22 protein-coding genes are annotated in these 21010 nt (G+C 67.6%); 14 read left to right on the top strand and 8 right to left on the bottom strand.

The annotated features are described in order from the left end of the window. The gene (locus ACILQR_RS01610; RefSeq protein ID WP_395649776.1) at positions 1-2109 is read right to left on the bottom strand and encodes a 3-hydroxyacyl-CoA dehydrogenase NAD-binding domain-containing protein; all 2109 of its coding nucleotides are present in this window, start codon (positions 2107-2109) and stop codon (positions 1-3) included. 360 nt (positions 2110-2469) lie between these two features. Beyond that, entirely contained in the window at positions 2470-3240 is a 771-nt protein-coding gene (locus ACILQR_RS01605; protein ID WP_395649775.1) for an SDR family NAD(P)-dependent oxidoreductase, read from the bottom strand. 151 nt (positions 3241-3391) lie between these two features. Here ACILQR_RS01605 and ACILQR_RS01600 point away from each other — a divergent pair, with 151 nt between their 5' ends. Then, entirely contained in the window at positions 3392-4255 is an 864-nt protein-coding gene (locus ACILQR_RS01600) for a hypothetical protein (protein WP_395649774.1), read from the top strand. Here the strand turns inward: ACILQR_RS01600 and ACILQR_RS01595 are convergent. After that, positions 4238-5047: an SDR family NAD(P)-dependent oxidoreductase gene (locus ACILQR_RS01595; protein WP_395649773.1), complete on the bottom strand. Its 810-nt coding sequence runs from the start codon at positions 5045-5047 to the stop codon at positions 4238-4240. The two genes, ACILQR_RS01600 and ACILQR_RS01595, sit on opposite strands and share 18 nt — an antisense overlap. After that, complete coding sequence (locus tag ACILQR_RS01590; RefSeq protein ID WP_395649772.1) at positions 5047-6192, bottom strand: NADH:flavin oxidoreductase; 1146 nt, start codon at positions 6190-6192, stop codon at positions 5047-5049. Before ACILQR_RS01590 ends, ACILQR_RS01595 begins: the two co-directional genes overlap by 1 nt. A gap of 178 nt (positions 6193-6370) precedes the next feature. On the opposite strand from ACILQR_RS01590, the gene ACILQR_RS01585 reads away from it, so the two are divergent. Genes ACILQR_RS01585 through ACILQR_RS01575 form a run of 3 tightly spaced genes read left to right on the top strand, consistent with a single transcriptional unit; the run spans position 6371 to position 9015 of the window. Next, entirely contained in the window at positions 6371-7753 is a 1383-nt protein-coding gene (locus tag ACILQR_RS01585; RefSeq protein WP_395649771.1) for a phenylacetate--CoA ligase family protein, read from the top strand. A gap of 3 nt (positions 7754-7756) precedes the next feature. After that, entirely contained in the window at positions 7757-8461 is a 705-nt protein-coding gene (locus tag ACILQR_RS01580; protein WP_395649770.1) for a hypothetical protein, read from the top strand. Beyond that, positions 8461-9015 (top strand): nuclear transport factor 2 family protein, encoded by a 555-nt coding sequence (locus ACILQR_RS01575; protein ID WP_395649785.1) that lies wholly within the window; start codon positions 8461-8463, stop codon positions 9013-9015. The genes ACILQR_RS01580 and ACILQR_RS01575 overlap by 1 nt, the downstream gene beginning before the upstream one ends. Here ACILQR_RS01575 and ACILQR_RS01570 read toward each other — a convergent pair. Then, the gene (locus ACILQR_RS01570; protein WP_395649769.1) at positions 8999-9601 is read right to left on the bottom strand and encodes a TetR/AcrR family transcriptional regulator; all 603 of its coding nucleotides are present in this window, start codon (positions 9599-9601) and stop codon (positions 8999-9001) included. The genes ACILQR_RS01575 and ACILQR_RS01570 overlap by 17 nt on opposite strands. A gap of 85 nt (positions 9602-9686) precedes the next feature. On the opposite strand from ACILQR_RS01570, the gene ACILQR_RS01565 reads away from it, so the two are divergent. The 4 genes from ACILQR_RS01565 to ACILQR_RS01550 are packed head-to-tail and all read left to right on the top strand — an operon-like array spanning position 9687 to position 13177. Further along, complete coding sequence (locus tag ACILQR_RS01565; RefSeq protein WP_395649768.1) at positions 9687-10613, top strand: NmrA/HSCARG family protein; 927 nt, start codon at positions 9687-9689, stop codon at positions 10611-10613. After that, a complete protein-coding gene (locus ACILQR_RS01560; RefSeq protein ID WP_395649767.1) occupies positions 10610-11407 on the top strand; it encodes an enoyl-CoA hydratase/isomerase family protein in 798 nt (265 codons plus the stop codon). The genes ACILQR_RS01565 and ACILQR_RS01560 overlap by 4 nt, the downstream gene beginning before the upstream one ends. After that, entirely contained in the window at positions 11404-12195 is a 792-nt protein-coding gene (locus ACILQR_RS01555; protein WP_395649766.1) for an SDR family NAD(P)-dependent oxidoreductase, read from the top strand. Before ACILQR_RS01560 ends, ACILQR_RS01555 begins: the two co-directional genes overlap by 4 nt. 7 nt (positions 12196-12202) lie before the next feature. After that, positions 12203-13177 (top strand): NAD(P)H-dependent flavin oxidoreductase, encoded by a 975-nt coding sequence (locus tag ACILQR_RS01550; protein WP_395649765.1) that lies wholly within the window; start codon positions 12203-12205, stop codon positions 13175-13177. Here ACILQR_RS01550 and ACILQR_RS01545 read toward each other — a convergent pair. Together ACILQR_RS01545 and ACILQR_RS01540 are read right to left on the bottom strand one after the other, a co-directional pair. After that, positions 13174-13980, bottom strand: coding sequence for an SDR family NAD(P)-dependent oxidoreductase (locus tag ACILQR_RS01545; protein WP_395649764.1), 807 nt, complete (start codon positions 13978-13980; stop codon positions 13174-13176). The two genes, ACILQR_RS01550 and ACILQR_RS01545, sit on opposite strands and share 4 nt — an antisense overlap. A gap of 88 nt (positions 13981-14068) precedes the next feature. Continuing rightward, on the bottom strand, positions 14069-14860 hold the full coding sequence (locus tag ACILQR_RS01540) for an SDR family oxidoreductase (RefSeq protein WP_395649763.1): 792 nt from the start codon (positions 14858-14860) through the stop codon (positions 14069-14071). 155 nt (positions 14861-15015) lie between these two features. On the opposite strand from ACILQR_RS01540, the gene ACILQR_RS01535 reads away from it, so the two are divergent. From ACILQR_RS01535 to ACILQR_RS01510, 6 genes are read left to right on the top strand one after another with little or no spacing between them, the layout of a single operon-like run. After that, the gene (locus ACILQR_RS01535; protein ID WP_395649762.1) at positions 15016-15459 is read left to right on the top strand and encodes a MaoC family dehydratase N-terminal domain-containing protein; all 444 of its coding nucleotides are present in this window, start codon (positions 15016-15018) and stop codon (positions 15457-15459) included. A 1-nt stretch (position 15460) separates the two neighbouring features. Next, a complete protein-coding gene (locus ACILQR_RS01530; protein ID WP_395649761.1) occupies positions 15461-15880 on the top strand; it encodes a MaoC/PaaZ C-terminal domain-containing protein in 420 nt (139 codons plus the stop codon). A gap of 4 nt (positions 15881-15884) precedes the next feature. Beyond that, positions 15885-17048: an acyl-CoA dehydrogenase family protein gene (locus ACILQR_RS01525; RefSeq protein ID WP_395649760.1), complete on the top strand. Its 1164-nt coding sequence runs from the start codon at positions 15885-15887 to the stop codon at positions 17046-17048. A 1-nt stretch (position 17049) separates the two neighbouring features. Continuing rightward, positions 17050-18069 carry an acyl-CoA dehydrogenase family protein gene (locus tag ACILQR_RS01520; RefSeq protein ID WP_395649759.1) on the top strand — a complete coding sequence of 340 codons (1020 nt, stop codon included), beginning with the start codon at positions 17050-17052 and terminating at the stop codon, positions 18067-18069. After that, positions 18066-18770 (top strand): SDR family oxidoreductase, encoded by a 705-nt coding sequence (locus ACILQR_RS01515; RefSeq protein WP_395649758.1) that lies wholly within the window; start codon positions 18066-18068, stop codon positions 18768-18770. Before ACILQR_RS01520 ends, ACILQR_RS01515 begins: the two co-directional genes overlap by 4 nt. Then, positions 18767-19567: an SDR family NAD(P)-dependent oxidoreductase gene (locus ACILQR_RS01510; RefSeq protein ID WP_395649757.1), complete on the top strand. Its 801-nt coding sequence runs from the start codon at positions 18767-18769 to the stop codon at positions 19565-19567. Before ACILQR_RS01515 ends, ACILQR_RS01510 begins: the two co-directional genes overlap by 4 nt. Here the strand turns inward: ACILQR_RS01510 and ACILQR_RS01505 are convergent. After that, positions 19564-20997, bottom strand: a complete 1434-nt coding sequence (locus ACILQR_RS01505; protein ID WP_395649756.1) for an NAD-dependent succinate-semialdehyde dehydrogenase — start codon at positions 20995-20997, stop codon at positions 19564-19566. The two genes, ACILQR_RS01510 and ACILQR_RS01505, sit on opposite strands and share 4 nt — an antisense overlap. Between the last annotated feature and the right edge of the window lie 13 nt (positions 20998-21010).

Here is a 21010-nt window from a genome sequence, read left to right as displayed (position 1 = left end):
TTACAGGCCTGCGGCGATCACGGCAGGGGCGTCCTTCCAGCCCTTGCCCTCGGCCACCAGTTTTTCCAGCAGCTTCGACGGCCCCCAGCGGGTCTGGCCGTTCTCGGCACCCAGTGTGCGGGCCGTCGCCAGAACCTTGTCCAGGCCGATCTGCTCACCCCAGAACATCGGGCCGCCGGTGTGGATGGGGAAGCCGTAGCCGTTGACCCAGGCGACATCGATGTCGCTGGCGCGGATGGCGATGCCTTCCTCCAGCTCCTTGGCGCCTTCATTGACCAGGGGGTGGAACAGGCGGGCGACGATCTCCTCGTCGGTGAAGGTGCGCTGTTCGATGCCCTGGCGTTTCGCCTCGGCCGCGATGATCTCCAGCGCGGCGGGATCGGGCAGGCGGTCGCGGCCCTCGTAGCGATAGAAGCCGGCCGACGACTTCTGGCCGATACGGCTGGCCTCGACCATGCGCTCGACCAGTTCCGGCATCCGCTCGTCGGCGGGCAGGGTCTTCTTGCGGACGGCGCGGACATTGACGGCCTGGGCCATGCCGGCGAGGTCTCGCATGGCCAGCGGTCCCATGGCCATGCCGAACTGTTCGGCGGCGCGGTCGATCTGTTCCGGCGTGGCCCCGCGCTCCAGCATGTATTCGGCGTTGACGGTGTAATACTGGAGCATCCGGTTGCCGATGAAGCCGTCGCAGTTTCCGGCCAGGACCGGCGTCTTGGCGATCTGTTTGCCGACCGCCATGACGGTGGCGATGGTTTCGGCGCTGGTCTTTGAACCGCGCACGGCCTCCAGCAGCTTCATGACGTTGGCCGGGCTGAAGAAGTGGGCGCCGATGACCTTGTCCGGACGGCTGGTCGCCGAGGCGATCTGGTCGATGTCGAGCGAGGATGTGTTGGTGCCCAGGATGGCGTGCGGCGGCGTCGCCTTGTCCAGCAGGGCGAAGATCGACTTCTTCAGCTCCATGTCCTCGAACACGGCCTCGATCGCCATGTCGACGTCGCCCAGATCGTCATAGCCGCCGATGGGTTCGATGCGGCCGAGCCGCTCGGCCATCTGTCCTTGCGTGATCGAACCGCGACCCAGCGAGGTCTCATAGGTCTTCTTCAAGGCCGCCATGCCGCGCTCCAGCGCCTCGGCATTGACGTCCAGCAGCTTGACCGCGATCCCGGCGTTGGCAAACGACATGGCGATGCCGCCGCCCATCAGGCCAGAGCCGATGACGACCACCTTCCTGATCGGCAGGGGTCTGGTGTCGGCAGGGACGTCGGGGATCTTGCGGGCCTCGCGCTCGGCGAAGAAGGCGTGGATCAGGGCCTTGCGCTGAGGGCCTTCCATCAGGCCCTTGAACTGATCGTTCTCGAACGCTTTGGCGTCGGCGAAGGGCAGGGTGGTCGCCGCCTCGATGACATCGACGATGCGCGCCGGGGCGACCTGGCCGCGCCACTTCTTGGCGTTCTTCGCGCGGAAGTCGGCGAACACCTTGGGATCGACGCCGGTCACCCGGTCGTTGCGGTCGCGGACCGGAAGGGGCAGCGGGCCGGACGCCAGCTTCAGGGCATAGCCGACGGCATCGGCCCGCAGGTCGAACACGAGCGCATCGATGACGCCCAGCTTGTTGGCCTCGGCCGCGCCGATGTGACGGCCGGTGGTGATCAGGTCCAGCGCCACCTCGACCCCGGTCAGGCGCGGCAGGCGGATCGTGCCGCCGGCACCGGGCAGGAGGCCCAGTTTGACCTCGGGCAGACCGACCTTGGCGCTGGCGACGGCGACCCGCGCATGGGCGGTCAGGGCCAGTTCGAGACCTCCGCCCAGGGCCGTGCCGTGAATGGCGGCGACGATGGGTTTGGGACTGGCCTCGAAGGCGGCCTGAAGGGTCTGAAGGCGCGGCTCTGCGGCGCTGTTGGGGGTACCGAACTCGGAGATGTCGGCACCGGCGATGAAGGTCGTCCCGCCCCCGATCAGGACGACGGCCTTGACCCCATCGTCAGCCAGGGCCTGGGCGAGGCTTTCGGATATGCCGGTGCGGACCGCCAGGCTCAGCGCATTGACCGGCGGATAGTTGACGGTCAGGACGGCGACCTGATTTTCGACGGTGTATTCGACGGCGGACATGGACGCTCCCAGGGCTAGGCTGGGTCCGTCTTAGGCGTGCGCCCGATGCGACCTCAACCTTGCGGGCGTTGAGGCCCGGCCTTGATCGCGCACACGATAGGCGTCACGGCCCGAACACTGTATCAGATAGGAATATAATCGCTTGAGGCCCTTGTCGGCACGCGCGATGGTTCCCATGTGGTTTGGCGGGTCGTTGACAGCGCGAACGGGGTCACTTGACGGAGGGGTCGGCCTCGGAAATTTCTCATAATCCGGCAGGGTGACAAACCTATCGGGCGCTAATTCATTGATTCTAATGGGGTTCGGGCGGGAATGGCACGGTATGTCACCCGGAATTTTAGAACAGTGACATAACGCGCTTCAGGCCAGGACCTGGCCGTCGTCGGCGGCGAACACCCCGCCCGTGATGGTCCGCGCGGCGTCGGACGCCAGGAAGGTGACGATGCCGTCCAGGTCGTCGGGGTTCATCACGCGGCGGCGCGGGAAGGTCTTGATCAGCTTCTGACCCCCTTCGCCGGCCAGCCATTCGGCGTTCAGCTCGGTGACGATCCAGCCGGGGCAGATGGTGTTGACGTTGATGCCGTGGCGCGCCCATTCCCGCGCCAGCCCCTTGCCCAGCATGGCGACCCCGGCCTTGGAGGTCGAATAGGCGGTCAGGCCCGCCAGCGGCCGCTGCGACCCGACCGAGCCCAGCAGGATGATCCGGCCGCGCGACGAATCCGGCGAGGCGATCAGGCGACGCGCCCCCTCGCGCGCCGTCAGATAGACGCCCTGAACATTGATGCGCAGCAACTGGCCGAGGTCGTCGCTGGGCAGGTCCAGAGCGGGGCCCTGGGCGTTGACCCCGGCATTGGCGATGATGGTGTCGACCGTGCCGAAGGCGGCCTCGGACTGGTCGTAGGCGGCGATGATGGACGCCTCGTCCTCGACATCCATCTCGACCGGCTCGATACGACCGCCGGCGGCGCGGATCTCGTCGGCGAGGGCGGTCAGGCGGTCCAGGCGGCGGGCACCGGCGACTACTTTGACGCCCTGCGATGCCAGCATCCGGGCGAACCGCGCGCCGAGGCCGGATGAGGCCCCCGTGATCAGGGCTGTCCGTCCAGTCAGATCGAAGGGGGATGCGGCCATGGTGATCTCCTGATGTGCGGGTCGGCGATACCGGGCCGGGCCCACCGGTGCGAGCGGTCCTGGTCAAGGCATCGGATGGGCGATGCCGACGGCGGGGCGCTCGCGAACCGGCCCGGTCCTCGCGATCATGCGACGAGATCAGGAGACGCCGATGCTCGCAGACACCCTTTCGACCCGGATCGCCCGCGCCGAGGCGCATGCCCTGGCGACCGGTGCCCTGCTGCCCGTGCTGATGGACACGCGGATCATTCCGGACAGCGGCATGACCTTCGAGGCGACCTGGCTGTCCAGCCTGGCGATGAAGGATCTGGCGGCCAGATTGCCCCGCGCGGGGGACCGGTCCACGACCAATCCCTTCCTCCCGTTCGAGCAGGATCTGTTCGTCGCGGATCTGTCGGAGACCCATGTCGCGATCCTGAACAAGTTCCAGTCGCTGCCCGGGCATCTGGTGATAATCACCCGCGCCTTCGTCGAACAGTCGGCAGCGCTGGAGCGAGCGGATGTCGCGGCCTGCGTGGACCTGCTGGCGCAGGACGACGGGCTGGTTTTCTTCAACAGCGGACCGGAGGCGGGAGCCAGCCAGTCGCACCGGCATCTGCAATTTCTGCCCGGGTTTCGGGCGCCGGTCGAGGGGCTGATCCAGCGGCCCGAAACCCCGTGGACCGCCGCACGAGCCGAGGCACTGCCCTTCGCCCACCGGCTGTACGGGATACCGGACGTGGCCTTCGACGACCCCGCGCGAGCCACGGACCGGCTGCTGGCCTGCATTCTCGAAGCCTATGAAACGCTTCCGGTCGGCGAGGGACCGCTGCTGCCCGGCTACAACCTGCTGATCACGCGGCAGTGGCTGATGTTCGTCCCGCGACGGGTCGAGACGGTGGCGGGAGTATCCCTTGCGGCCCTGGGGTTCGCCGGCGTCATCGGCCTGCGATCGGTGGATCAGTTCGCCGATGTCGAGGCCTATGGACCGATGGCGATGATGGTCGCGGCGGCCGGATCAGTCGGCGAGGCCTGACAGCATGTCGGCCATATGTGACTCGATCAGGGCGCGACTGAGTGGATCGGGGAACAGCCAGAAGGCACCCTGCACGACGCCGGCCAGAACGGCTTTGGCGATCAGGTCCGGCGAGACGGCGGCGGCCATGGCAGCTTCGACCTTGGCGCTGTGGCGGCCGGCATCTGCGTCGGACGGGGCCAGATGGTCTGAGTGCGCAAGCAGGCCGGTCTTCACGAGGCCAGGCACCAGGACGGAGACCCCGACCGGTCCGCCGGCCAGCTCGACGCGCAAGGACTCGCAGAGACTGATCACGGCCGCCTTGGACGCCGCATAGACGCCGTTGTGCGCCGAGGGCGAGAAGGGCGCGAGCGATGAGGTGGCGACGAACCAGGCGGGGCTGCCCGAGGCTTTCAACCGGGGCACGCCGTGGCGGATGGCGTTGAACGCGCCGCGCAGGTTGACGTCCATGGTCCAATCCCAGCCTTCGGCCGTGGTCTCTGTCAGGGGGCGGACACTGCCCGCGACACCGGCGTTGGAGCACAGGAAAGACAGGGGCCCGAACGCCGCCTCGGCCGCGTCGAGGGTGGTGGTCCAGCCGTCCGGATCACGCACATCCAGCGCAAGTCCGAGGGCTTTCGCGCCGCTTTCCTCGATCCCGACCGCGGCTCGGCGTGCGGCGTCCGCGTCGATATCGGCCAGCACGACCATCATGCCCCGATGAGCGAGCGCGCGGGCCAGGCCGAGGCCGATGCCGCTCGCGCCGCCGGTGATCAATGCCGTCCGCCCCCTGAGCGCCTCAAGGCCGGGCATCAGAACAGGCTCGACAGCAGTTCTTTGGCGAAGGGAACCCGCTCGTCCATCCGGCCGGTGCGAACCTTTTCGGCCCAGTCCGGGTCGGCCAGGATGGCGCGGCCGACGGCGATCATGTCGAACTCGCCCGCCGCCATGAGGGCCTCGACCTTCTCGACCCCGTCCAGGCCGGAATCTCCGAAGCTGATGGTCTGGGTGTTGATCTGGGTCGGCGAAGTCTTGGCCGTCGAGGCGACACCGGCCAGGCCGACGCTGCCGACGGCGATGACGGGCTTGCCGGTGATGTGTTTGGTCCAGCCGGCCAGGGTACGCTCCGAGACCTCGCTAAAGCCCACCTCCCAGAAGCGCCGTGTCGAGGCGTGGAATATGGACACACCGGCGTCCGACAGCGGGCCCAGCAGGGTCTCAAGTTCCTGCGGCGTCTGGGCCAGGCGGGCGCGATAGTCCTGCTGTTTGAATTGGGACCAGCGGAACGACAGGGGGAAGTCGGGGCCGACCCGGGTCCGGATCGCCCTGACCACCTCGATGCCGAAGCGGGCGCGGGCGGCCAGAGTCTCTCCGCCCCAGGCATCGTCGCGACGGTTGGTCTCGTGCCAGAAGAAGGTGTCGATCAGATAGCCATGGGCGGCGTGCAGCTCGACCCCGTCGAAACCGAGTGCCTGGGCGTTGGCGGCGGCGGCGGCGTAGGTGTCGATGACGTCGGAGATGTCGGTCTCGGTCATCGGCTTGGTGACGTGGGTGGTGTTCTCGAAGGCGTTCAGGTTCTCCGAGGGGCCAAAGCCGGGCACGTCGCGGTCCGGGGCCATGCCGAGTTCGCGGAAGCTGCCGGTGTGCCAGAGCTGGGGCATGATCTTGCCGCCCTCGGCGTGGACGGCGTCCACGACCCGCTTCCAGCCGGCCAGCGATGCCTCGCCGTAGAAGCGGGGCACGTTCTCGTAGGAGTGGGCGGACGGGTGGCCGATATAGGTGGCCTCGGTGATGATCAATCCACAGCCGCCGCGTGCGCGACGTGCATAGTAGGAGACCATATCGTCGTGCGGGATCTCGTCGGGACAGAAATAGCGCGACATGGGGGCCATCACGACCCGGTTGGCCAGCGTCAGGGGGCCGACCGTCAGCGGTTGGAACAGGGGGCTGGAGGTCATGGCGTCATCCGGTCGAGCAGGGCCAGAGGGTGGCGTCCGGCCAACGCAGGCGCCAGCGTCTTGAACCTGTGATCGCATGACCGATCAAGCCGACTTCGTGCTTCGACGGCTTGGAGCGGCCGGTCTATGCTGGTTCAAAGACGCGGCTCCAGACCGCCGTCATGGGACAGGAACACAGATGCCGGACGCCTCCGCCACCCTCCAGGACCGGACCCTGAATCCTTCCGGCAACGGACTGGCGTATCAGGTCGCCAACGCGTCTAAATGGGGCGAGCAGAAATTCTTCGACGCCATCGAGGGGGCTCCGCGCGAAGAGATCGAGGCGACGCAGGAAAGGCTTCTGCTGGATCAGCTGAAGTGGATCGCGACGCGGTCGGCTCTGGTCAGCGAGATATGGAAGAAGGCCGGCGTCGATCCGCTGAGCATCACCTCGCTCGCCGACTACAAGGCGCGGGCACCGTTCATGGACAAGGACGATATCCGGGCGTTCCGGGACCGGACCGACGACCCCTTCGGCGGCGTGCTGTGCGTCGATTGCAGCGAGCTTCACAACATCGGATCCAGCTCCGGCACCACCGGCGACCCGACCATCTTCGCCGAGCGCTGGGACCGGGGCTATGAGGGGCCGTTCACCCCTCGCGAATACTGGATGCTGGGCCTGCGTCCCGGCGACTATGTGCTGGAGATGAGCACGGTCATGCGAGGCGTGGGCCACCGGATCACGCGCGCGGCGGGGGCCATTCCGTTGATGCTGAACCACGATCCGAACGAGGTCGAGGCGGCGGTGGACCTGATCCGCAAATACCGGCCGACGATCTTCTTCCATCTGTCGACGCCGGTGATCTACGGGCTGGAGCGGCTGGAGCGCGAGAAGGGGATCGACATGGTCGATCTGTTCTCCAGCTTCCGCGCCTGCGTCTATGGTGGCGAGCCGGTCGGTCCGCGCATGAAGGAGACGTTGGATCGCTGGGGCGTGAACCTGTTCCAGTTCTCCAGCCTGGGGGATTCCGGCACGACCTGGGAATGCGAGGCACACGACGGCTTTCACGCCTGGGAGGATGTCGGTCTTGTCGAGGTGCTGAAACCCGGCACGGACGAGCCGGTCGGCGACGGCGAGGGTGGCGAACTGGTCGTCACGGCCCTGCACAACAAGACCGATCCGCTGATCCGCTATCGGTCCGGCGACTTCATCCGGCACACCCGCGAGAAATGCGCCTGTGGCCGGACCCACATGCGCATGACCCTGCTGGGGCGGCTGGGTGACGAGGTGATCGTCAATCGAACCTCGATCCTGCCGCGCGACGTCTGGACGGCGGTCGAACAGGTCGAGGAGACGTCCGCCGGCCTGTTCCAGATCATCCGGCCGCAGCGCGAACTGACCGAACTGAAGCTGAGGGTCGGCTACGAGGGTACGCCCGAAGACCTCGCGGATGTCGCGCGGCGCGTCGCCGACGAGGTCGAAAAGCGCGTCAGCGTCCGCCCGGAGATCGAAATGACGCCCAACAGCGAACTGATCAAGCTCGGCCCTCCCCACAAGATCCCGCGCGTCGCCAAGGCCTGACCGATGACCGATGTTCTTACCCCCGCGCCGGCCGCGACCCAGGCGGCGTTCGATCCTGATGCTCCCGACGCCCTGTGGGCCGTGGGGGCGGCGGAGACGGCCGACGGGCTGATCGATTACCCGGTCTCGAACCGCGACATGGTCGCCGATACCCGTTGGGCCGGGGAGCGGTTGCAGGCCATGGGTGTGGCACGGGGTGCGCTGCTGGACTTCGTCCACAACTACCGGGAATGCGGTCAGTTCTGGCCCTACTATATGGCCGCCGCCGCCATGGGTGCGCCGGTCATGAACGGTATGGCGACGCCCTGGGATGTGGGCCGGACGGAGATGTACACGCGCCGGTTTGACCTGGCGCTGGTCATGGGGATCGGCGGCGCGACGACCGAGGGGCTCAGATCATTCGGGCACGACTCGGCCAGGGTGTTCGCCAAGGTGCCGTTGCTGATCGCGCGTGAGCCGGCGGCGTCGGAACTGGAAGCCGCGGGACTGACAGCCTGGCGACTGACGTTGCTGGGGCCGCTCCTGCTGACGGCCGCACCCGGCGAGGGCGCGCCCTATGACACGAGCCAGTGGACGGTCGAGGCGGACGGCGAGGGTCGTCTGCGGGTCAGTTCGGGCTCTGACCGCGCCGCACGCTACGCCCGGCTCGACACCGGTCTGCGGGGTCGGGTGGAGAACGGCCGGGTCTTCATCGACGCGGCTGCGTGATGGATCAGGCGCTGCTGGACCGGATCGACCGGATCGAGTCCCATCAGGCGATCCAGCAACTGGCCGTCCGCTATGCGATGGCCGTGGACGCGCGCGACGTCGAGACCTGGCTGGGGATGTTCGTCGATGACATCGACTGTGGTCGGCGCGGCAAGGGACGCGAGGCTCTGCGGACCTTCATCGAGCCGGCGGTGCGCGACTTCTATCGGACCGTCCATCAGATCACCGGCCACGCCATCGACGAGATCGATGGTGATCGCGCCCGGGGTCGGGTCTACTGCCGTGCCGAGCACGAGTTCGGTGACCAGTGGATCGTGATGGCCTGTGTCTATCACGACACCTACGAGCGTCGGGATGGGGTCTGGTATTTCGCGGGCCGGGAAGAGGATTTCTTCTTTACCTGCGACGTGCTCGAGCGGCCGCAGGATGTGGATTTCGTCCGCTGGCCCGGGCCGACGCCCAAACACAACCCACCGATGATGCTGCCCCGTTTCCCGAGCTGGACGACCTTCTGGGCGGGGCAGGACGTCTCTGCGATCACGCGTCGGCCCTGACTGCGCCGAGGAACATGCGGGTCGCGAGAGTGACGAAGTCAGGAATTTCCTCGGCCCGACCCTTGCGGTGAAGCTGGTTTACGATGCGGATCTGACCGATCAGCATTCGCCCCAGATGTCCTGGGTTCAATCCCGCCTCTATCTCGCCGCCTGCTATCGCCTCGTCGAACATCCGTTGCAGGCTCCGACGATAGGCCTCCCAGCCCTCCGTCAGGGGCGGTGACATCGCGGGCGGCAGTTCGAGACGGTGATTGCTGTAGACCTGAATGAAGTCCCCGGCCTTGACCAGCGACTGGATGTGACAGGCGAACAGGGCGTCGATCCGTGGGGCGAGCCCGGCGTGACGCGAAAGCACCGCTTCCAGGTCGGCCAGGGTACGCTCCTGACCAAGCCTGCAGACGTTGAGCAGCGCATCATCCTTGGACTTGAAGTGGTGGTACAGGGTTCCGGGGTTCAGGCCGGTGGCCAGACCAACCTCGCGCATGCCGACGCCCTGAAACCCGCGCTCAGCAAAGGTCGCGGCGACCGCCTGCAAGACGGTCCAGCGCCGGGCGGTCATGCCCTGACGGGCGTCGGCAAGGATCATCACCCGCTCCATCGTCTGCGCGATCAGAAGGCCGCCACCCGGTCTGCCTATTCACCCAAACGATCGTTTGGGTCAAGGTGGCTGCATGACCGATCTCACCATGGCAGCAACGCCGGTCGTCGTTGTCGGCGCTACCGGAGCCCAGGGCGGGGCCGTGGTCCGTGCGCTGATGGCGCGTGGAGGCGAGGTTCGCGCCCTCGTGCGGGATGCCGAGAGTGCGGCGTCCAGAGCCTTGGCGGCCCAAGGGGTCGTGCTGGTCACGGGAAACCTGGACGACGGGCCCTCGCTGGAGCGGGCGATGGTCGGCGCGCAGGGGGTCTTCTCCGTTCAGCTCTACAACCCACGGGACATCCCGTCCGAGACCCGCCAGGCCGGGGCCCTGGTTCAGGCGGCTCGCGCGGCCGGGGTCGAGGTGTTTGTCCAGTCCTCCGTGTCGGGGACCGGGGCGCATCGGACGATGACCGGCTGGTCCGAAGGCCGCTGGGATCGCGACTATTGGGAGAACAAGGCGGCGATCGAACGGGCCGTGCTGGACGCAGGCTTTGGTTCGGCGGTCGTGCTGAAGCCGGCCTTCATGATGGATAATCTGATCGCGCCCAAGGCGGCCTGGATGTTTCCCGATTTGGCCGACGGGCGCATCCTGACCTCCGTGGAGTCGACGACAGAGGTCGCCTTCATCGCGGCCGACGACATCGGACGGGTCGCGGCCGCCGCATTTGCCGAGCCGAGCCGGTTTGCGAACGCCGAGATCGAACTGGCGGGTGATGTCCTGACCATGCCCGAGGTCGCGAGCACCCTTTCACAGGCCTGGGGCGAGACGATCCGTCCGGAAACCCGGTTGCCTGAGGACCTGATCGCAAGAGGACAGAACCCGGGCTGGGTCAAGACCCAGACGTGGATGAACGTCGCGGGCTATCCGGCCCGCCCCGATGGGATGCGATTGTGGGGCATCGAACCTGTTTCGCTGGCGAAATGGGCCGTGACGCACTTGCGACCGGAGAGACGTGAATGACCTCGCTTTATGATGCTCCCGACGAAATCCGGGTCGAGGTGGACGGGCCGGTTCGCATCGTCACCCTGAATCGGCCGGATGAGCGGAACGCGGTCAGTAAGGCCATGCTGTTCGCCCTGACCGATCTGGTGGTCCGGTTGAACGAGGATGCCGACGTCGGGGCGGTGGTCATCACCGGGGCAGGCAGGGCGTTCAGTGCGGGCGGCGATTTCCAGCATTTCGTGCGCTCGTCGAAGGAGCCGGAGGTGTCGCGGGCCACGCTGGACAACTCGCGCCGCTTCATCACGGCGATGCAGGATCTGAAGGCGCCGATCGTGGCGGCGATCAACGGACCGGCGGTGGGGTTCGGGGGGACACTGGCGGCGCTGTGCGACATCGTGTTGATCGCCGACGGGGCGTTCATTTCGGAGCCTCACGTCAATATCGGGCTGGTCCTGGGCGACGGGATCTCAATTACCTGGCCCCTCTACATGGGCCTGCTCAAGGCCAAGGAATACATTCTGACGGGGGACCGGATTTCGGCGACCGAGGCGGTGGCCTGTGGTCTGGCCAACCGCGTCGTGGCCAGTGACGACCTGATGCCGGAGGCCCTGGCCCTCGCGCATCGACTGGCGGCCCAGCCGCGCGAGGCCTTGCAGCACTCCAAGGCGATCCTGAACGGCTATATCAAGGCCCATATGGCGACCACGCTCGAAGAGGTGCTGGCGCTTCAGTTCGAGCGGACCCAAAGCGCCGAACACGCCGCCATCGTGCAGGGGATGATCGATCGCCAGAAGCGGAACCAGCCGAAATGAACAGGCGGTTCGCCGGAACCCTGTTCGACCTGGCGGGCGAGGTCGCGATCGTGACCGGGTCCAGCCGGGGCATCGGGCGAGCCATCGCGCTGCGCCTGGCCCAGCATGGGGTGAACGTGGTGGTCAGCGGCCGCAAGATCGAGGCGGCGCAGACGGTCGCGGACGAGATCAACGCCTCGCCGAACTCTGGCCGAGCTGTCGCCGTCGCCTGCAATGTGACCCGGGCTGATGACCTTGAGGCTCTGTGCGAGGCCGCCGAAGCGGCGTTTGGAACGGTGAGCGTGCTGGTCGCCAACGCGGCGGTACACATCCATGTCGGGCCGAGCGCGGAGATGTCCGACGCCGTCCTGGCCAAGACGATGGACGCGAACTTCATGGCGTTGCACCGGCTCAGCCAGCGCCTGCTACCCGGCATGATCGCGCGGGGCCGGGGCCGGATCATCAATCTGTCGTCGATCGCCGCGCTGTTCGGCTCGGGTGTCTATCACAGCTATACCCTGTCGAAGGCGACCGCGATCCAGTACGTCCGCAACCTGGCCGTCGAACATGGGGTGGCGGGGATCAGGGCCAACTCCGTCGCGCCGGGACTGACGCGCACCGATATGGCGGCGGGATTGATCGACGATCCCGCGGCGCTGGCACGCGAGCTGTCACGCTCGACGATCGGCCGGATCGGGGACCCGGACGAGATCGCCGGGGCGGTGGTGTTCCTTGCCTCCGATGCCGGGGGCTACGTCAACGGCCAGACCCTGGCCGTAGATGGCGGCATGACCATCCGCTACGATTGAGGCCAGCATGAAGACCCGGTTCACCAAACTGTTCGGCGTTACGCATCCCATCGTCCAGGGCGGGATGATGTGGGTCGGTCGGGCCGAGCTAGCCTCGGCGGTGTCGAACGCCGGTGGGCTGGGTATCCTGACCGCCTTGACCCAGCCGACGCCGGACGACCTGAGACGCGAGATCGAACGGTGCCGGACGATGACCGACCGGCCGTTCGGGGTGAACCTGACCGTCCTGCCCTCGATCAGCCCGCCGCCCTATGCCGAATATCGCCGTGCCATCATCGACAGCGGGGTCACCATCGTCGAGACGGCGGGGTCCAAGCCGGCCGAGCACGTCGAGGATTTCAAAGCCCATGGCATCCGGGTGATCCACAAATGCACCTCGGTGCGGCACGCGGTGACGGCGGAGAGGCTGGGTGTCGATGCAGTGTCGATCGATGGCTTCGAATGCGCCGGCCATCCCGGCGAGGACGACATTCCCGGCCTAATCCTGATCCCGGCGACAGTCGATCGGTTGTCCATTCCCGTGCTGGGCAGCGGCGGGTTCGGGGACGGACGCGGTCTGGCAGCGGCGCTGGCTCTGGGGGCCGAGGGGATCACCATGGGCACCCGGTTCTGCGCGACGCGAGAGGCACCGATCCACGACAACGTCAAACGGGCCATGGTCGACAACGACGAGCGGGGAACGCGGCTGATCTTCCGCAAGCTGCACAACACCGCACGCGTAGGGGCCAACAGCGTCTCGGACCGGGTGGTCGAATTGCTGGACCGGCCGGGCGCGACCTTCGCGGACGTGGCGTCACTGGTGAAGGGCGTCGAGGGGCGGCGGCTGCTGGAGACCGGCGACATGGACGCCGGTCTGTTCTGGGCCGGTCAGGTGCAGGGCCTGATCCATGATGTGCCGACGGTGGCCGAGTTGATCGCCGCGATCATGGCCGAGGCGGAGGCCGTGATCTCCGGCCGACTCAGATCAATGGTGGACGGCTAGAGGGCGGCCAACAGGTCGCGCAGGTCGGGCAGGTGGGCGGCGTGGGACTGGGCCCCGCCATCGACCTGATAGATCTGGCCGTTGACGAAGCCGGACTCTGCCGAGGCCAGGAAGACCGCCATCCAGCCGATGTCGGTGGGCAGACCGCCCCGGTTGGTAATGTTCTGGCGGCGGACCGCCTTGTCGAGTTGGGCCCGGCGGTCGTCGGTGACCGGCTTGACCGGGATATAGCCCGGCGAGATGGCGTTGCAGCGGACACCCTGAAGCCCGTGCTGGGCCGCGATATAGCGGGTGAGGGTCGCCAGTCCGGCCTTGGAACAGGCATAGGCCGTCTGGCCCAGGTCGCCCGCCAGCATCGAGTTCGAGCAGATGTTGATGATCGAGCCGGACCCTTGCGCCACCATATGCGGCACGACCTCGCGGCACAGCAGCATCGGGCCGCGCAGATTGATCGCCATCAGGGCGTCCCACAGCTCGACCGTCTGTTTCAGCAGGGGCCCGTCCTGGGTCGCGGCCATCAGGGTGGCGGCGGCGTTGTTCACGACGACGTCGATCCGGCCCATGCGGTCGATGACCTCGGCGACGGCGCTCTTGATCGAGGCCTCGGAGCCGATATCGCAATGAACGGCGATGGCGTCGGCACCGGTCGCGCGGAGGTCAGCGGCGACCTCTTCGGCCTTGTCCAGGGCGATGTCGGCGATGACGACGCGGGCGCCTTCCTGCGCGAACAGGCCGGCGGTCCCGGCACCGATGCCCGAGGCCGCGCCGGTGATGATCGAGACCTGTCCAGCCAGCCGTCCCATGAGTTCGCTCCCTGTCGTACCGGATCAGACTAGTGGGCCCCGCCGTGCGCGTCGCCCCGGCAAACGTCTCATCGCGACGACGATGGGATCAGAACAGGCTCTTGGTATAGCCGCCGTCCAGCCGGATGACCTCGCCCGTCAGGAAGGCGGCGCGGTCCGAGCACAGAAAGGCGGCCAGCCAGCCCATCTCGATCGGCTGGCCCCAACGGCCGACAGGCAGCATGCGCAGGTACCATTCCGGCGTCTTGATCTCGGGGATCGAGGCCAGATAGTCGCGCGACAGCTCGCTCTCGAAAGGGCCGGTGGCGATGATGTTGGCGGTGATGCCCCAGCGACCGTATTCGTGGGCCAGGATGCGCTGAAGCGGGGCCACGGCGATGCGGACGTCGGTCGCGGGCATGGGGTCTTCCTGATGGGGGGTCTTGAAGGCGATCGTGCCGATGTTGAGCAGCCGTCCCCACTGTCGCGCCTTCATCGCGGGCAGTACCGCGCGGGTCAGCCGCACGACGCTGAGCACATGGTTGTCGAAGGTCTCGAGGTAATCCTCGTCCGCGCAGTTCTCGAATCCGCGCAGATGGCCGCTGCGTTTGGGAAAGGCGTTCGGCGCGTTGACGATGAGGATGTCTGGATCTCCATAGGCTGCGCGTGCCGCGTCCATGATTTCCGTCACGCCGTCCCTTGTGGTCATGTCGGCGACCAGACCCGTGACCTGACCTCCGTTGCTGCGAACCTCGGCCTGGGTCGCGTTCACCGCATCCGCGTTCCGGCCCGTGAACAGGACGCGCGTGCCCTCTGCGGCGAGAGCCTCGACGATCCCGCGGCCGCAGCCCCGGCTGCCTCCCGCCACGATGGCCGTCCGGTTCGCGATTCCGAGGTCCATGCCGGCGGCTCCCTGTGCCGTCAGACCATCGCGAGGCCCCCGTGGCGCGGCAAGCGCGCCCGGATCGTGATCGCAACAGCGATAGGCGCGACGCCGGACTCGCGCACCTCGCCCCGGCGTGGAATTCAGGGTGCCGGGCATGCCAAAGGGAACCCATGATCGATCACAGTCACATCGGTGCCGAGACGGAAGAGGTCTCCATCGTCGTCGAGCGCAGCCAGCTGCGGCTGTTCTGTCAGGCCACGGGCGAGACCGATCCGGTGTTCTGGGATGCCGGCGCCGCGCGCGCGGCCGGTCATGACCGAATCCCGACGCCCCCGACCTATCCCCAGACCCTGCTGAACCTGAGCCCGTTCGCGAAGAACCTGGTGCTCGACGTCATCAAGGTCGACCTGGCGCGGATGCTGCACGGCGAGCAGACGTTCGAGCATCACCACCCGATCTTTGTGGGTGACACCATCCGCCTGAAACAGACGGTCGCCGACATCTACGACAAGAAGGGCGGGGCGCTGGAGTTCATCGTGCTGGAAACCACGGCCCGAAATCAGGACGACGTCGTCTGCTGCACGCTCAAGAGCGTCGCTGTGGTGAGGAACTAGAGTGACGGCATATGACCTTTCCGGTGTGAAGGCGGGTGACGCCCTGCCAACCCTGACGGCCCGGCCCGTGACGCCCCTGACCCTGGCCCTGTTCGCGGGCGGGTCCGGCGACCACAATCCGATCCATGTGGACAAGGCCTTCGCGGCCTCCGGCGGCTTTCCCGACGTCTTCGCCCACGGGATGCTGTCCATGGCCTGGCTGGGCCGAGCCCTGACAGACTGGGCCGGTCCGACGTCGGTCAAGCGGTTCGGGGTCCGGTTTGCCGCGATCACGCCCTTGGGGGCCTCGGTCGTCTGTACCGGTCAGGTCGAGGAGGTTCTGGAACAGGACGGCGAGCGCCTGGCGCGACTGACACTTCAGGCCGCCGTGATCGATGGGCCGGTGACCCTGCTGGGCGACGCCCTGGTCCGGATTGGATGACTGCGTGGACCTGACGTTTTCCAGCGAGGATCTGGCGTTCCGCGACGAGGTCCGCGCGTTCATCGCCGCCAATCTGTCGCCTGAGACCCGTCGCAAGGTCGAGGAGGGCCGGGCCCTCGACAAGGCCGACGTGGTCGACTGGCAGCGAACGCTGAATACCCGGGGCTGGGCGACGCCGAGCTGGCCCGCGTCGGCTGGCGGTCCCGGCTGGAGCGCCGTGCAGCGCTACATCTTCATGGATGAACTGTACGCGGCCTGTGCGCCCGAACCCCTGTCCTTCAACGTGTCGATGATCGGGCCGGTGCTGATCCAGTACGGCAATGACGATCAGAAGGCGCGGTTCCTGAATGCAACGGCCAATCTGGACGTCTGGTGGGCGCAGGGGTTCTCCGAGCCCGGCGCGGGGTCCGATCTGGCGGCGCTGTCCACGACCGCGGTTCGTGACGGCGACCACTATGTCGTCAACGGTCAGAAGCTGTGGCAGGGGATGGCGCAGCGGGCGGACTGGATGTTCACCCTCGTCCGCACCGACCCGACCGCGCCCAAGAAGCAGGGGGGCATCAGCTTCCTGCTGGTCGACCTGAAATCTCCCGGCGTCACGATCCGTCCGATCATCACCATCGACGGGCGCCATGAGGTCAACGAGGTCTTCCTGGAAGATGTACGGGTGCCGGTCAGCGACCGGATCGGCGAGGAGAACCAGGGCTGGACCTATGCCAAATACCTGTTGTCCAACGAGCGGACCGGCATCGCGCGCATCGGCATGACGCGGCGGGTGCTGGCGCGGGTCGAGACGGTGCTGGCGGCGGCCGACAGCGGTTGGTCCGACGCCGAAAGCGCGCGGTTCGTCCACGAGGCCAGGGTCATCCATGCCGATCTGAGGGCGCTGGAGATCACCCAGCTCAGGGTGCTGGCGGCTCAACAGGCAGGGCAGGCTGACCCCCGTTCCTCGATCCTCAAGATCAAGGGCGTCGAACTTCGGCAGGCGGCGTCGGAACTGTTGCTGCGCGCGACCGGGCCGGCCGGTTACGCCTTCGTCTACGAAGGCGACGGCGAGGCACCATCCGAGGCGGCGTCGAACTATTTCACCCTGCGGGCCGCGTCGATCTATGGCGGGGCATCCGAGGTGCAGAAGAACATCATCGCCTCCAGCGTCCTGGGTCTTTGAGATGAATTTCGATCTGACCGAAGACCAGGCGATGCTGAAGGACACGGCCGAGAAACTGTTCGCTGAGGGGGGCGACGGGCTCTGGGCGCGGATGGCCGAAATGGGCCTGCTGGCGGCGCCGTTCGAGGAAGAGGACGGCGGGCTCGGCCTGGGGCCGATCGAGACCATGATCGTCGGAGAGGCGGCCGGTCGGGCCCAGGTCGTGTCGGCCTATGCCGGTTCGATCGCGACGGCGGGAACCGCCCTGCGGCTGGCGCCGGAGCGCCGGTCCGACACGATCGCGGCCCTGGCGGCGGGAGACGATGTCATCGCCTGGGCGCATGACGAAGCCGGTCGCGGACCCGACGCCGCTCGCGTCACCGTCGTGCGACCTGCGGGCGACGGCTGGACGGTGTCCGGTGTGAAGACCGATGTGGCCTGGGCGACGCCGGAGGGATCGCTGGTGGTCACCGCGACCCTGGCCGGAGAGCCGACCGTGGTGGTGATCGGGCCCGGCGCGGCAGGCCTGGCCATCCGGGACTACAAACTGTTCGACGGCACGCCGGTCGCGGAGGTGACGTTCATCGACGCGCCGGTTGGGGCCGTGCTGGCCCGGGGCGACGCGGCCGCTGTCCTGATCGGGCGTGCGCGCGAGCACCGCGTCGCCTATCGTGCGGCCGAGGCGGTGGGACTGATGCAGGCCATGCTGGACGCAACCATCGATCACTTAAAGACACGGCGTCAGTTCGGCGAGACCCTGTCGTCGTTTCAGGCGCTGCGCCACAAGGCCGCCGAGATGCTGATCGCGCTGGAACAGTCACGCTCCATGGCCATGCTGGCGGCCCTGTCTGTCGACGAAGATGATCCGGCGGCGCGGACCCTGACATCCAGCCAGGTGCGATCGGTGGTCGGCAAGGCGGCCCGGCTGGTGGCGCAAACGGCGGTGCAGCTGCATGGGGGCATCGGGGTGACCGAGGAACATCCCGTCGGGCGCGGCTTCCGGCAGCTGACCCTGATTGATCTGGAGATGGAGCGCGGATGATGGGCCGCGACAGCGCCCGCCTCGACGGCGAGACGGCCCTGATCATCTCGCTCGGCCTGCCGATGCTGGCCGGGATCGCTGAGGGGCTGACGGCACGCGGCGCGACGGTCGTGACGCTGGAGCATCCGGCGCTTGGTATGTCCGTAGATGCGGTCGAGGCCGCGCTGATTGCGGGGTTGGGCGAGACGATGCCGACCTTGGTGGTGCTGAGCCTGCTGACCCCACAGGCGACAGCGATCGCGTCGCTGGAAGGGACCAATCTGGAGACCTGGAAGCAGGCGGCGTCGGATCCGATCCGGATCGCCATGCGGGTGCTGACGGCGCTGGGCAGGCGGATGAAGCCGTCGGGGCGTGGGGCGGTGGTGTTCGTGGCCCCGTCCCTGTCGCTGGTCGGCGGCGCAGGACTGGTTGGGCTGAGTACGGCGCTGGAAGGTCAGCGTGGTCTGATGAAGTCCACGGCGCGGCAGTGGGGGGCTTCGGGCGTGACGGTGAACTGGCTGGCGGCCGCGCCGCGTGGCCTGTCCGATCATTTCGAGGGCGCGGATCTGGCGTCCAAAGGCGACGCGGTGCCTGTGGCACTCGGACGAAGGCCCAGTGCGGACGAGATCGCCGGGATGGCGGCCTGGCTGGCAGGCCCGGCCGGCCGAAGCGTGACCGGTGCCACCCTGTTGATCGACGGCGGCGAATGGATGGTGCCATGACCGGATCAAGGGCGATGGACTGGACCGGTGCGTCGGGCCTGCTGGGCGGCCGTGTCGCGCTGGTGACGGGTGCGAGCGGCGGCGTGGGCCGGGGGCTGGCGCGGGCACTGGCTCTGGCGGGCGCAATGGTGGTTGTCGCAGCACGCAGCCCGACGGGCGGTCAGGAGACCGTCGATCAGATCGTCGGCGACGGCGGCCAGGCCCTGTTCGTGGCGACGGATGTTTCAGATGCAGCAGCCGTCACGCGTGCCGTCGCGACGACGGTGGAGCGGTACGGCCGGCTCGACATCGTGATCCACAACGCGGCCAGCACCATGGCCACGTCGACAGCGCTCGAGGATCTCGACGAGGCGAACTGGGCTGAACAGGCGGGGGTGTCGCTGGATGCCCTGCATCATCTGGCCCATGCCGCCCTGCCGTATCTGCGGGACACGGGACGGGGGCGGTTTCTGGTGCTGTCGTCGGCGCAGGGCCAGCACGGCGGGGCGATGAACCCGGCCTATACGGCGCTGAAGGCGGCACAGCGGGGCTTTGTCAAGGCGCTGGCCCGGGAATGGGGACCGCACGACATCGTCGTGAACGCCCTGGCCCCCGCCGCCCTGACCAACGCAGCCGCGGCCTATCTGGCGGACGATCCCGAACGGACGCGTCAGGCGATGAAGAGCTTTCCGCTGGGCCGGATGGGCGACATGCGAGACGACATCGGCCCGGCGGCCGTGGCCATGTGCAGCGACCTGTGGCGGTTCGTGACCGGCCAGACGGTCAACGTCGACGGCGGCTATTACACCGCCCTTTAGCCGACCGAGGTCAGTTTGGTGTCGAGATAAGCCTGAAGGCCCTCGGTGCCGCCCTCTGAACCATGGCCGGACTCCAGCACACCGCCGAACGGGGTCTCGGGCTGGGAGATGGCGAAGGTATTGATCCCGACCATGCCCGATTTCAACGCCGCCCCGATATCGGCCACGCGCCGGGCCGAGGTCGTGAAGGCATAGCCGGCCAGACCGTAGGGCAGGTTGTTGGCGCGCGTGACGACCTCGTCGAAGTCAGCGAACGGCGCGATGGGGGCCACGGGGCCGAATGGCTCCTCGGTCATGATCGTGGCGTCGTCGTTCAGTCCGGACAGCACGGTCGGCTCATAGAACCAGCCGACGTTGCCGCGCCGCTGGCCTCCCGTCTCGACCACGCCGCCCCGATCGACCGCGTCCTGAACCAGCGCCTCCATGGCCTCAACCCGGCGCGGATTGGCCAGCGGCCCCATCTGAACGCCGATGTCCAGCCCGCTGCCGATCTTGATCCCGCGCGCGACCTCGATGAACCGGGCCAGAAAGCGGTCGTAGACGGCCTCCTGCACGAAAAAGCGTGTCGGCGAGACGCAGACCTGTCCGGCGTTGCGGTACTTGCCCAGAGCAGCGGTCTCGGCGACGGCATCGACATCGACGTCGTCGAACACGATGACCGGGCCGTGACCGCCCAGCTCCATCGTGGTCCGCTTCAGATCGTCGGCGCAGAGCCGGGTCAGGTGCTTGCCGATCGCGGTGGAGCCGGTGAAGGACACCTTGCGGATCAGGGGCGAGGCGATCAGGTGGGTCGATACCGTCGCCGGATCGCCGAACACCAGGTTCAGCACCCCCGCAGGCAGGCCTGCGTCCGCAAACGCGCGGGCGATCTCCACGGCTGTGCCGGGCACCTCTTCGGACGCCTTGAGCACGATGGTGCAGCCGGCCGCGAGCGCCCCGCCGATCTTGCGACACGGGGTCAGGGCCGGGAAGTTCCAGGGGGTGAAGGCCGCGACCGGGCCGACCGGCTCCTGGGTCACGGTCATGCGCACGCCGGGCACGCGGCTGGGGACGACCCGGCCATAGGTGCGGCGACCCTCCTCGGCATACCAGTCGATGACGTCGGCGGCGTGGTTCAGTTCGCCTCGCGATTCGGCGACCGGTTTGCCCTGCTCAAGCGTCATGATGACCGCGCTCGCCTCGATGCGGTCGCGGATCAGCTGGGCGGCGCGGCGCATGACGGCGGACCGCTCCAGCGCCGTCGTCATGGCCCAGGCGGGGAAGGCGTGGTGGGCGGCCGCCAGCGCCTCGTCCAGATCGGCGGCCGAAGCGTGGGGCAGGTCGGCCAGGGATGCGGCGGTGGCCGGGTTGAACACAGGCTCGCTGGCGCGGCCTTCGCCGGAACGGAAGCGGCCGTCGATGAACAGGGCGAGCGCCGTATAGTCAGCCATCGGTCTCTCCTTC

Origin of the sequence: Brevundimonas sp. (assembly GCF_044239655.1) — a bacterium.
Lineage (GTDB): Bacteria > Pseudomonadota > Alphaproteobacteria > Caulobacterales > Caulobacteraceae > Brevundimonas.
This window is presented reverse-complemented; position numbering and strand designations above follow the sequence as displayed.

Bases quoted from the DNA above. Each gene is read 5' to 3' on its own strand.
- ACILQR_RS01610 (WP_395649776.1), bottom strand. From the start codon at position 2,109: ATGTCCGCCGTCGAATACACCGTCGAAAATCAGGTCGCCGTCCTGACC.
- ACILQR_RS01605 (WP_395649775.1), bottom strand. From the start codon at position 3,240: ATGGCCGCATCCCCCTTCGATCTGACTGGACGGACAGCCCTGATCACG.
- ACILQR_RS01600 (WP_395649774.1), top strand. From the start codon at position 3,392: ATGCTCGCAGACACCCTTTCGACCCGGATCGCCCGCGCCGAGGCGCAT.
- ACILQR_RS01595 (WP_395649773.1), bottom strand. From the start codon at position 5,047: ATGCCCGGCCTTGAGGCGCTCAGGGGGCGGACGGCATTGATCACCGGC.
- ACILQR_RS01590 (WP_395649772.1), bottom strand. From the start codon at position 6,192: ATGACCTCCAGCCCCCTGTTCCAACCGCTGACGGTCGGCCCCCTGACG.
- ACILQR_RS01585 (WP_395649771.1), top strand. From the start codon at position 6,371: ATGCCGGACGCCTCCGCCACCCTCCAGGACCGGACCCTGAATCCTTCC.
- ACILQR_RS01580 (WP_395649770.1), top strand. From the start codon at position 7,757: ATGACCGATGTTCTTACCCCCGCGCCGGCCGCGACCCAGGCGGCGTTC.
- ACILQR_RS01575 (WP_395649785.1), top strand. From the start codon at position 8,461: ATGGATCAGGCGCTGCTGGACCGGATCGACCGGATCGAGTCCCATCAG.
- ACILQR_RS01570 (WP_395649769.1), bottom strand. From the start codon at position 9,601: ATGATCCTTGCCGACGCCCGTCAGGGCATGACCGCCCGGCGCTGGACC.
- ACILQR_RS01565 (WP_395649768.1), top strand. From the start codon at position 9,687: ATGACCGATCTCACCATGGCAGCAACGCCGGTCGTCGTTGTCGGCGCT.
- ACILQR_RS01560 (WP_395649767.1), top strand. From the start codon at position 10,610: ATGACCTCGCTTTATGATGCTCCCGACGAAATCCGGGTCGAGGTGGAC.
- ACILQR_RS01555 (WP_395649766.1), top strand. From the start codon at position 11,404: ATGAACAGGCGGTTCGCCGGAACCCTGTTCGACCTGGCGGGCGAGGTC.
- ACILQR_RS01550 (WP_395649765.1), top strand. From the start codon at position 12,203: ATGAAGACCCGGTTCACCAAACTGTTCGGCGTTACGCATCCCATCGTC.
- ACILQR_RS01545 (WP_395649764.1), bottom strand. From the start codon at position 13,980: ATGGGACGGCTGGCTGGACAGGTCTCGATCATCACCGGCGCGGCCTCG.
- ACILQR_RS01540 (WP_395649763.1), bottom strand. From the start codon at position 14,860: ATGGACCTCGGAATCGCGAACCGGACGGCCATCGTGGCGGGAGGCAGC.
- ACILQR_RS01535 (WP_395649762.1), top strand. From the start codon at position 15,016: ATGATCGATCACAGTCACATCGGTGCCGAGACGGAAGAGGTCTCCATC.
- ACILQR_RS01520 (WP_395649759.1), top strand. From the start codon at position 17,050: ATGAATTTCGATCTGACCGAAGACCAGGCGATGCTGAAGGACACGGCC.
- ACILQR_RS01515 (WP_395649758.1), top strand. From the start codon at position 18,066: ATGATGGGCCGCGACAGCGCCCGCCTCGACGGCGAGACGGCCCTGATC.
- ACILQR_RS01510 (WP_395649757.1), top strand. From the start codon at position 18,767: ATGACCGGATCAAGGGCGATGGACTGGACCGGTGCGTCGGGCCTGCTG.
- ACILQR_RS01505 (WP_395649756.1), bottom strand. From the start codon at position 20,997: ATGGCTGACTATACGGCGCTCGCCCTGTTCATCGACGGCCGCTTCCGT.